At 59.6% G+C, this 10696-nt stretch carries 7 protein-coding genes and 6 pseudogenes; 6 read left to right on the forward strand and 7 right to left on the reverse strand.

The genetic code is table 11. The features are described from left to right. Positions 1-307: 307 nt before the first annotated feature. The 3 genes and pseudogenes from ACX3P1_RS21650 to ACX3P1_RS21660 form a co-directional block, all read right to left on the reverse strand. Positions 308-1023: pseudogene (locus ACX3P1_RS21650) on the reverse strand (IS6 family transposase). 154 nt (positions 1024-1177) lie between these two features. Further along, positions 1178-2056, reverse strand: a complete 879-nt coding sequence (gene yghU, locus ACX3P1_RS21655; RefSeq protein ID WP_459081674.1) for a glutathione-dependent disulfide-bond oxidoreductase — start codon at positions 2054-2056, stop codon at positions 1178-1180. Positions 2057-2080: 24 nt separating this feature from the next. Next, complete coding sequence (locus ACX3P1_RS21660; protein WP_459081675.1) at positions 2081-2785, reverse strand: glutathione S-transferase family protein; 705 nt, start codon at positions 2783-2785, stop codon at positions 2081-2083. A 419-nt stretch (positions 2786-3204) separates the two neighbouring features. On the opposite strand from ACX3P1_RS21660, the pseudogene ACX3P1_RS21665 reads away from it, so the two are divergent. From ACX3P1_RS21665 to ACX3P1_RS21680, 4 genes and pseudogenes are all read left to right on the forward strand, one after another. Next, positions 3205-3510 (forward strand): annotated as a pseudogene (locus ACX3P1_RS21665) (class I tRNA ligase family protein); the annotation flags it as partial. Between the two features lie 301 nt (positions 3511-3811). After that, positions 3812-4756 (forward strand): protein-methionine-sulfoxide reductase catalytic subunit MsrP, encoded by a 945-nt coding sequence (gene msrP / locus ACX3P1_RS21670; protein ID WP_459081676.1) that lies wholly within the window; start codon positions 3812-3814, stop codon positions 4754-4756. Continuing rightward, entirely contained in the window at positions 4756-5409 is a 654-nt protein-coding gene (gene msrQ, locus ACX3P1_RS21675) for a protein-methionine-sulfoxide reductase heme-binding subunit MsrQ (RefSeq protein ID WP_459081677.1), read from the forward strand. Before msrP ends, msrQ begins: the two co-directional genes overlap by 1 nt. 258 nt (positions 5410-5667) lie before the next feature. Continuing rightward, positions 5668-6333 (forward strand): annotated as a pseudogene (locus ACX3P1_RS21680) (IS6 family transposase); the annotation flags it as partial. A gap of 274 nt (positions 6334-6607) precedes the next feature. On the opposite strand, the pseudogene ACX3P1_RS21685 reads toward ACX3P1_RS21680, so the two are convergent. Then, positions 6608-7027 (reverse strand): annotated as a pseudogene (locus ACX3P1_RS21685) ((2Fe-2S)-binding protein); the annotation flags it as partial. 245 nt (positions 7028-7272) lie between these two features. On the opposite strand from ACX3P1_RS21685, the gene ACX3P1_RS21690 reads away from it, so the two are divergent. Further along, complete coding sequence (locus ACX3P1_RS21690; protein ID WP_459081678.1) at positions 7273-8208, forward strand: LysR family transcriptional regulator; 936 nt, start codon at positions 7273-7275, stop codon at positions 8206-8208. Between the two features lie 66 nt (positions 8209-8274). Then, a complete protein-coding gene (locus ACX3P1_RS21695) occupies positions 8275-8937 on the forward strand; it encodes a peroxiredoxin-like family protein (RefSeq protein WP_459081679.1) in 663 nt (220 codons plus the stop codon). Between the two features lie 60 nt (positions 8938-8997). Here ACX3P1_RS21695 and ACX3P1_RS21700 read toward each other — a convergent pair whose 3' ends face one another. From ACX3P1_RS21700 to ACX3P1_RS21710, 3 genes and pseudogenes are all read right to left on the reverse strand, one after another. Next, positions 8998-9258, reverse strand: a complete 261-nt coding sequence (locus ACX3P1_RS21700; RefSeq protein WP_459081680.1) for a thiamine pyrophosphate-binding protein — start codon at positions 9256-9258, stop codon at positions 8998-9000. 167 nt (positions 9259-9425) lie between these two features. After that, positions 9426-10091 (reverse strand): annotated as a pseudogene (locus ACX3P1_RS21705) (IS6 family transposase); the annotation flags it as partial. Between the two features lie 421 nt (positions 10092-10512). Then, a pseudogene (locus ACX3P1_RS21710) lies at positions 10513-10696 on the reverse strand (IS3 family transposase); the annotation flags it as partial.

Here is a 10696-nt window from a genome sequence, read left to right on the forward strand (position 1 = left end):
ATTCACCGGACAAAGATCGGACAAAAAAAGACGAACAAGGATAGTCAAACCAAACTGATTTCTGCGGCTGGTACCTGCGAGGAGAAAAACCGGACGTTAGAACCTTTCGTGTGAAGGCCCGCAGCAACCTGGCGACTGCTACCGCGCAGCGGGTTAGTGCATGGGGCGCAAACCTGCCGTCCGCAGGTCTAGAAATGACAGTCCGCTTTAGGCTCAAATTGACCTGCGCCCCTGCGAAACTGTAGCTGTTCCGAGGGCACTGTAAACTTAACTGTGCGAAGGCAAGATTTGGGAGCATGGCTTTGGTTCAGGCGGCGTGGAAGCGTGCGATTTGGCACCACGCTTCCATGGCTGCGGCTCGCAGTTCGCGATGGTGGGTGGATGAAATGTCCTGGCGGGGAATGTGAAAGAGGTTAGCGATCGGGTCGTGAATGGAAACAAAGCGTTGAAGGTGCCTCGCTGACTTGAAGCGTTCATGATCCTCTCACGCCTTCGGATCGGATGATGGGAGTTTTCTGCCCGATTGTTCAGGCCCTTGTGCGAGCGATGTTCGACGCCGGGCATGATCTCCCGCTTGGCTGCATCATAGGATCGAAGCTTGTCGGTGATCATCACACGTGGCGAACGGCCTTGCCCTTTCAAAAGCTTTAGCATCAAACGCATTGCAGCCTTGGCATTGCGGCGGCTCTGGATCAGGACGTCCAGAACAAAGCCGTCCTGATCGACGGCACGCCAAAGCCAGTATTTCTTGCCGGCGATCGTGATGACAACCTCATCGAGGTGCCATTTGTCGCCGAGCATGCCGGTTGATCGCCTCCGGATATCATTGGCGAAATGCCTGCCGAACTTTTCCGCCCAGAGCCTCACGGTCTGGTGAGAGACGATGACACCACGCGCCGCAAGCATATCTTCGACCATTCGCAGACTGAGTGGGAAACGGAAATAGAGCCACACCGCATGGGCGATCACGTCCGCTGGAAATCGGTGACGGCGATAAAGAGGATCACGGGCAAATATGGTCATACCGCCAGATCCCACATTTTGGTCGATGCTCAGTTAACGTTACGGTGCCGCCGGACGGCTCCGAACAACGCGCCGACGTTATTCTGTGGTGCACCCAGGGATAAACCTATACCGCTCGACCCGCCGGTGATGAGGACGCGCTTGCCGGCGATGTTCATACCTTCTCTCCCATGAGCTTGTCCTGCGTCCTCGTATCGAAGTCGCTCGCGTCGTGTCGCTCATGAAGCCGGCTCGACGGGGTGCCGCTCGTGCGGTTGACCTTTCGACCGCGATAGACGGCCGGGCGTGCGAAGAGCTGATCGGCCCAGCGCGTGACGTTCTTGTAGTCCTGCACGGAGAGGAACTCGCCCGCGTCGTACAGCCAGCCTTTTACGAGCCCGCCGTACCAAGGCCAAATTGCCATGTCGGCGATGGTATAATCAGCACCGGCGATGAATTCGTTATCGGCAAGACGCCGATCGAGAACGTCGAGCTGGCGTTTGACCTCCATGGCGTAGCGGTTGATAGGATATTCCTGTTTGGTTGGGGCATAGGCATAGAAGTGGCCGAATCCGCCGCCGAGAAACGGCGCCGAGCCCATTTGCCAGAACAGCCAGGAGAGTGTTTCGGTGCGGGTGGCCTGATCCGCGGGCAGGAAGGCGCCGAACTTTTCGGCGAGATGCACCAGGATTGCGCCGGATTCGAAGACACGAATCGGCTTCGGTCCGCTGCGGTCCGTCAGGGCAGGGATCTTGGAGTTCGGATTGATCTCGACGAAGCCGGAGCCGAACTGTTCACCATCGCCGATGTTGATCAGCCATGCATCATATTCGGCGCCGCTGTGGCCAAGCGCCAACAGCTCCTCCAGCATGATGGTGACCTTTTTGCCGTTCGGCGTGCCGAGCGAATAGAGCTGCAATGGGTGCGTGCCCACCGGAAGTTCTTTCTCGTGGGTTGCACCGGCAATCGGACGATTGATGGAGGCGACCGCGCCGCCGCTGGCCTTGTCCCAAGTCCACACCTTCGGCGGAATGTATTCGCCGCTATCGCTCACTACGTGTCCTCCTCATGGGTATTGTTAAGGCGCTGGCGGGACGTTCGACGGGAAGAGCGCCCGCTTCGTCTCTTCGTCATTGACCGTCTTGAACGTGTGGCCCTTGCCGATGTTTCGCGCACGGGCCACGGCCGGTCGCGCATCGACTGCCTCGAACAGGCGCTTGAGGTTCGGGAACGGCGCGAGTGGATCTTCGGCACCCTTCCTTACGCGTGAGGCGCGGTCGAGCCAGCCCCAGGCCGAGATGTCGGCGATCGTATAAGTGTCGCCAACGATGAAGTTTCGACCTTCAAGGTGATCGTTCAAGACCTGATAGTGGCGTTCCGCCTCGCGGCGGTAGCGGTTCACCGCGTAATCGAGCCCTTCGGGTGCGGCGAACTGGAAATGCACGGCCTGGCCAGAAAATGGACCTAGACCGGAGCCGATGAACAAAAGCCAAGAGAGAAGCTCCGGACGATCCTCAGGCGTGCCCAGAAATTTCCCGGATTTCTCAGCGAGATAAATGAGGATCGCAGTCGAGTCGAAAACCCGCGCCTCGCGTTCACCCGGACCGTCGGTGTCGACGATCGCGGGAACCTTGCCATTCGGATTGATCAGCCGGAACGAAGACGCGTGCTGCTCGCCCTTGCTGGTGTCCACCGGGATGGCTTCGTAGGGCAGGCCGGCCTCTTCGAGGAAGAGTGCGACTTTCGCGGGGTTCGGCGTCGGATGAAAATAAAAGCAGATCACGGGAATCTCTCTTCGGGTTCGATTGCTTCGAACCGAACAGGCAGCAGCAGCCTGCACGGTGACGATCAGCGCCGCCGCCATACCATCACATGGTTAGATCCATGGACGTGCAAGACGATAGTGGGAACTGCGGCTACGAAGGTCAGGGATTTCCATAGCCGTCTCCACCGTCGCCGGTCAATTACCAGTCGCTATGGTAACGATACACGCCGGCAATTGAGACAATGCCGTCCCGTCCAGGATCGGCTTTCAAAGTGATCTCGCCCAAGCTCCTCCTTGAGTCGCTCGTGTGCCTGATGACTATCATAACTCGCGGCTATCGAATTCATGACGTGGTGTCATTTCCCACTCGCCGTGCATGATCCCGTGCTGATGGGCGTAAACGTCTGTCGGGCGTGACAATCGGCAGCAGGCCGCGGGCGAGCCGAAAGGTGCAGTTCCGCCTGCGCGACTGGCTGATCTCGCGCCAGCGCTACTGGGGATGCCCGATCCCGGTGGTCCACTGCGACGATTGTGGCGCGGTGCCGGTCCCCGCCGACCAGTTGCCGGTGCGGCTGCCCGACGACGTGTCGTTCGACAAACCGGGCAACCCGCTCGACCACCACCCGACCTGGAAGCATGTCGCCTGCCCGAACTGCGGCAGGGAAGCGCGGCGCGATACCGACACGATGGACATCTTCGTCGATTCGCGCGCGGAACTGGGCGCGAGCGTAGCCGATTTGCCCAATACCCGTGCCGAATGGTTTCCATAGGGGCGGGTAATTGATGATCGCGGCGAGTTTCGCAATCCTCTGTGTCTCGGCTGATCGATGCGGACTTTCGCGGCGATATTCTTCGCCTCTATGGAAATTATACCCGCGGCGCATTGGAAGTCTCTGTACCGCTCTGCGATGGTGGGGCAGCACTGATCTTCAAATTCGATACACGTAATTGTGCGTGTGATCCTTCGAATGCGATGCTTATTTTAGCACCTCAGACCATGCTTGCCAGCTTAACCTCCAGGCTCGAACATTCCCGGATATGAAGATGACCTATCGCCCACCCAAGATTCCGGCGTCATGCATCACCTCGAAGGATGCATGGCTTTCCCGCAGGTCCCTCCTTACCGGTAGCATTGCCGCAGGCGTCGGCTCAATCCTCCCCACTGCGGCGCTCTCAGCCCCCTTGAATGCTGCCAGCACGGAGTACACGGTTCCCGATAAGCCGACGCCGAAACAGGACGTGACCACTTACAACAATTTCTACGAGTTCGGCCTGGGCAAATCGGATCCGTCTGAGAACTCCGGGGCCTTCAAGCCGCTTCCTTGGACGATAAAAGTCGATGGCATGGTGTCCAGACCGACGACATTTTCTTTCGAAGACATTATGAGGATGTTTCCCTTGGAGGAGCGGGTCTACCGTATGCGCTGCGTCGAGGCGTGGTCGATGGTGATCCCGTGGGATGGCTTTCCGCTATCCGCCCTTCTCGACAAGGTTGAACCGCTGGGCAGTGCAAAATACGTCGCGTTCGAGACCGTTGTCAGGCCGGATGAAATGCCCGGCCAGAAGGGGCTCTTCCAGCCGTTGGCCTGGCCGTATGTCGAGGGGTTGCGTCTCGACGAGGCGCGCCACCCGCTGACGATCCTGGCCGTGGGTGTCTATGGCGAGACGCTGCCCAACCAGAACGGTGCTCCCATTCGTCTTGTCGTGCCGTGGAAATACGGGTTCAAGGGCATCAAGTCGATCGTTCGTATCAGCCTGACCGATAAGCAGCCGCCGAACACCTGGAACCTGACAGCCCAGAACGAATATGGCTTCTACGCCAATGTGAACCCGAATGTCCCGCATCCGCGCTGGAGCCAGGCAACCGAGAGGCGCATCGGCGGCGGTGGCTTCTTCAGCTCGAACCGAATTCCGACTGAGATCTTCAATGGTTATGGCGACGAGGTGGCCAGCCTCTACAGCGGCATGGATCTCAAGGCGAATATCTGATGGGGGTGGTAGCGGGACGCCGCTGGAAGGGCGCCGCTATCTGGTTGCTCTACGTGGTCGGGCTCCTGCCGGCGGCCTGGCAGTTCTATCGTGGGGCGACTGGCAATCTCGGGGCCGATCCGGTCAAGACATTCGAACTGTTCCTCGGTCTGTGGGCGGTTCGCTTCCTGATACTGACACTCGCGATCTCGCCGTTGCGCGAACTGTTCGGATTGAACCTCACCCGCTACCGCCGCGCGCTCGGCCTGTTGTGCTTCTACTACGTCCTGTTCCATTTCACCGTTTATCTGGTGCTCGACCAGGAACTGGTGCTACACACCGTCATCGCGGACGTGGCGAAGCGGCCCTTCATAATGCTGGGGATGGCGGGGTTCGCCCTCCTGGTGCCGCTCGCGGTCACCTCCAACAGTTTCTCGATCCGCAGGCTGGGGAAATACTGGGTCCGGCTGCACCGGCTCGTCTACGTTGTCGCTTTATCTGGGGGCATCCATTTTTCTCTGGCGACGAAAGTGCTGTCGCCGCAGCAATATCTCTACCTGGGATTACTTGGGCTCCTGCTGATATACAGGATCGTCCGGCCTGCGCTGAAACGCAAACCCAGATCGGGCAAACGAAAGCAGGCGCAGCGTGTACCCTCGGCGGTGGTGAATTGACCTGGCATTGTTGCGCTTCGGACCCTTAAGCGCCGTCATGGCCAAAAGGAATTCAATCGACCCGTTCATTGCGCCTTCCGCGAATGAGTGCTCAGCGTGTCGATTCCTAACGGTCCGATGAACCATCAAATCACTGCACGTGGCTTCTGATCGCGGCAACTCGCTGAGCTTGTCTGCTGCACGCGCCAGCGCGAAATAGCTGTCCGGCTGGCACCGTAAAGTTAACCGACGGCAGATGAAGATCTGCGACGATGGGCCATGTTAGAAGTTGTTCGTGATCCGCTCTATCGTCGCCACCGCTTTCCCGCTGAGACCATCGCGCATGCGGTATGGCTCTACTTTCGCTTTCCGCTCAGCCTGCGCATGGTCGAGGAGATGCTGGCGGCCCGCGGCATCATCGTCACGCATCAGACCATTCGGAGTTGGGCGGAGAAATTTGGGCGACATTTCGCCAGGGAGATCAAGCGACGGTCTGCCGGCTGCCTGGGCGACAAATGGCATCTCGACGAATGCGTGATCAGCATCGCCGGCCAGAAGCAGTGGCTCTGGCGCGCCGTCGATCAGAACGGCTTCGTCCTCGACGTTCTGGTGCAGAGTCGCCGAAATGCCAAGGCTGCAAGGCGCTCGATGCGCAAGTTGTTGAAGGCCCAAGGGCATGCGCCACGGGTCATGATCACCGACAAGCTCCGTTCCTATGATGCCGCCAGGCGCGACCTCATGTCCGGCGTCGAGCACCGGTCACACAAAGGCCTCAACAATCGGGCGGAGAACTCCCACCAGCCGACCCGACGACGAGAGCGGATCATGAAACGCTTCAAGTCGGCCCGCCAGCTACAGCGTTTCGTCTCCATCCACGATCCAATCGCCAACCTGTTCCACTTTCCCCGCAACACCCTGTCATCTGCCGACCATCGAGATTTGCGCGACCATGCAAATCTGGGGCGAAATCGCTCATGTCACCGAAGCGTGACAGCTCAACCCGCCAACTCTCTTTGTGCCAAGCGGTCGATAACTTTACAGTGCCGTTGTAGGGGATCGGGTTTCGACCAATCTCCGTCAGTCGGCCGCTTGCCTTGTCGAGGCGGTAGCTGACAAGCACCGAGGCATTTCCAAAGATCTGGTAGAAGTACTGATCATCGGGAGTCAGCCAGCTGTCGCTGGGTCCACTGCTGACGAGACCGTTCACGGCGCGGAAGGTATGGGTGCCGCAGCGGCATAGATTGCCGTCCAGCGCCTCTTTGATATCGTCGCGGCTTGGATGCGGGGTCTGATTCAGCAGCGCCTTCGCCGACATGATCATGCCGTTGATGCAATATCCGCACTGTGCCGCCTGCTCTTCAATGAAGGCCTTCTGCAGAGGGTGGGGATTGTCGGTGCTGCCAAGCCCCTCCAACGTCGTGATCCTGCTGTCGCCCACGGAGGAAACCGGAGTGATGCATGAACGGATAGCAATGCCGTCCATCACGACGGTACAGGCACCACATTCCCAAGCCGCAGCCGAATCTGGGACACCGTGCAGCCCGAGATTGTCGCGTAGCGTGTATAGCAACATGCCATCCGGCTCGACCGAAACGGTCTGATCTTTTCCGTTGATACTGAGCGTGATGTTTTCGGGCATGACAATCTCCGGACGTTCGGTCATCGAACTGGCTGGTCAAGATTGCGGATTTCTTACGGAACCGCATTAGCCTCCGCTCTCAGAGGCTCCAGAAAGCGTATCCGCGCGTCCAAACCAATAGGCCGGGCCGTTTCAATGTATGCGTCGAAATGGCATACATACACTCTCGCTGAGGCATGCGCCGTCATGCCGACGAGTGCAAAGGTTCATCGGAATCGACAGCAGCAGCTTGACAGAGAACGACCATGGAACTTCATCAAGTTCGCTATTTCCTCGCCGTCGCGTCGACACTTAATTTCACTCGCGCGGCCGAGCAGTGCAACGTCACGCAGCCCGCCCTGACCAAGGGCGTGCAGAAGCTCGAGCATGAGCTCGGTGGCCAGTTGATCTACCGCGAGCGCCAGCTGACGCAGCTCAGCGACCTCGGAAAGGAAGTCCTTCCGATGCTGGAGCGCACACTCGCCTCGGCACAGGCTGTGCGTCGCAGAGCCCAGGAGTTTCAACGCAAGGAGGTCGCGCCGCTGAAGATCGGCCTCGCCCCCTCAATCTCGGCGTCACTCGTCCTCGATCCGATCGCGGAGATCGCAAAGTTCGTCCCAGGGCTTCACGTCGAGCTGCGGGAGGGTGCAACGGAGAAACTCGTCAATCTGTTGCTTGAGGGGGAGATTAACGCCGCAATGGTCGGCGACGTGCAGGACCTACCCGCCCGCATCGACGGTTGGCCGCTGTTCGAGGAGCGCTATGTCGTAGTTCTCGCACCGACACACCAACTGGCAAACCGTCCCTCGATCGGCATCGACGACCTGCGGGAGACCGTCTTGCTGAAACGCGCCGGATGCGACGTCGCCCCCAAGATCCAACAGACATATTTTCCCGAGGAACTGCCCCATTTCGGCCACTGCAGCTGTCATGAATTGCACCTGCAGCACATGGCAGCCGCCGGCTTTGGCGTGATGCTCGCACCAGAGCACATGCCGCGTCTTCCCACACTCAAGACCATTCCGCTCGAAGGCGTTCAGGTCTCGCGTGAGGTCCGGCTGCTGGCTGTGCAGGGGCGCCGCTACTCGCCGGCGCTGGATGCTTTCGTCAAGGTGGCACGACTTCGCGACTGGTCGGTCGACGTGCCCCATCGCGGCATGCCACAAGTAACGCTTCCGGAAACGGCGGACGTGGCGGCATGACCGCGACGTGCATCTCCGCCGGCCAACCGCTCCCAAGAAATCGATCCGCAGTCTGACGCTCCATCAATGCCAAATCCCACCGACCAGACACTCGCCCAGATTCGCTCGGAGCTGATGACGACATTCAGCACCGCAGACTGGGAGTCATACAACCACCTTGTCAGCTGGCTTCGCGACACGGGGGTGGCATCGCACGCGCTGAAGGTCGGAGACACCGCGCCCGACTTCCTCCTTCCGGATGCAGACGGCCGCCTCCATTCCTCGGAGCAGATGCGCCGCGAGGGGCCCCTTGTCCTCAGTTTCTTCCGAGGCGGATGGTGTCCGTTCTGCACCGCTGAGCTCTGCGCGCTTCAGGCCGCGAAGGATGAATTCGAGAATGCAGGCGCAACGCTTGCGGTCGTAACACCCGAGACAGGGCAATTCCCGCGGCAGCTCAAGCACAATCTCGGCCTCGACCTGAAGGTACTGTCCGACGTCGACTACGGGGTTGCAGTATCGTACGGCGTATTGTTCCGTGTGCCCGATGAGACCAAATCGCATTATTCCGGACAAGGGTTCGACTTCGGTGCGAGGCACGGCTCGCCAGTCTGGAGGCTGCCTATTCCCGCGACATATGTCATCGACACGGAAGGCCGAATCCGCAGCGCGTTCGTTGAACCCGACTTCACGATACGAGAGGAGCCGACGGAGATCTTGGAATCGTTGCGCCAGGCCGCCTCCACGTCGTAGCCGAAAGGGCCTAGACCGGTTTGCATTTTGACCGAATCGGGATTCCCAAGAGCAGGCAGATCAGATTCGATACGCTGACCGTAGGAGGTCGGGCAGCATGTCGAAGCCGTATTCGATTGATTTGCGAGAACTGGCAATGGCTCGTCTGGAGGCTGGTGAGACGGCGCGCGAGGTTGCGTGCCGTACGCCGACCCACTCGATCTTGCTCTGCCGGACGGCATCGCCCAAAGGGTTCAGCGAGTCGCCAATCAGGCCGAAGATCTGCTTGGCGCCAACCTCCTCGAGGACGTCGACGAGGGCCTCCGCGACGGTACGCGACATGTATCATCTCCATGATTGGTCAGATTTTTGACAACATGGCCGCGAGGATCAGGCTGATGCCATGGGGGGCACTGTAAAGTTATCGACCGCTTGGCACAAAGAGAGTTGGCGGGTTGAGCTGTCACGCTTCGGTGACATGAGCGATTTCGCCCCAGATTTGCATGGTCGCGCAAATCTCGATGGTCGGCAGATGACAGGGTGTTGCGGGGAAAGTGGAACAGGTTGGCGATTGGATCGTGGATGGAGACGAAACGCTGTAGCTGGCGGGCCGACTTGAAGCGTTTCATGATCCGCTCTCGTCGTCGGGTCGGCTGGTGGGAGTTCTCCGCCCGATTGTTGAGGCCTTTGTGTGACCGGCGCTCGACGCCGGACATGAGGTCGCGCCTGGCGGCATCATAGGAACGGAGCTTGTCGGTGATCATGACCCGTGGCGCATGCCCTTGGGCCTTCAACAACTTGCGCATCGAGCGCCTTGCAGCCTTGGCATTTCGGCGACTCTGCACCAGAACGTCGAGGACGAAGCCGTTCTGATCGACGGCGCGCCAGAGCCACTGCTTCTGGCCGGCGATGCTGATCACGCATTCGTCGAGATGCCATTTGTCGCCCAGGCAGCCGGCAGACCGTCGCTTGATCTCCCTGGCGAAATGTCGCCCAAATTTCTCCGCCCAACTCCGAATGGTCTGATGCGTGACGATGATGCCGCGGGCCGCCAGCATCTCCTCGACCATGCGCAGGCTGAGCGGAAAGCGAAAGTAGAGCCATACCGCATGCGCGATGATCTCAGCGGGAAAGCGGTGGCGACGATAGAGCGGATCACGAACAACTTCTAACATGGCCCATCGTCGCAGATCTTCATCTGCCGTCGGTTAACTTTACGGTGCCAGCCGGACAGGTGGCCGCCGCCGGCGTTGTCCTTTCCGCGAACCGGCAACTGCGCGCGGCCTTCCGATTCGACAGCGATCTTCGCTCGGATGTCCGCGAGGCCGTGCTCGCCATCCCGTATGCCGGGAGGTCCACCTTCTTGTCGTCCAGGGGAGGCGCTTCTCTCCCGCCCTTGATGCCTTCGTCAAGATCGCACGGCTGCGTGACTGGTCTCTTCACATGGGAACGCCTTCGCACCCCTCGCACCATAACCGCATTGAAGCGGCCGTATCTGCGTGACCGCAATTATCGCCAGTCTCTTGCCGCCGAACCCCTAGGGTGTTCTCTTACAGGCGGCAGGCCCTTGGTTGGCGGTGACGTGAGCCCCCGACTTCATCCAGCCGAGAGCAGAGTCCTTTTGTCATTTGAGCCTTTCGGGCTCGGTGGTGCAATAGGAGGGAGCGCGGTGCTCCCCAGTTGCTCAAGCGCTTCGTCCCATTGCATGCCGAGAGCGTTGAGTTTGGCGTAGATGGCCGGCGGCAGGTTGCCAAGGCTGCCGTGTGGCCTGACGGTGTTG

The organism is Mesorhizobium sp. A623 (genome assembly GCF_054489405.1).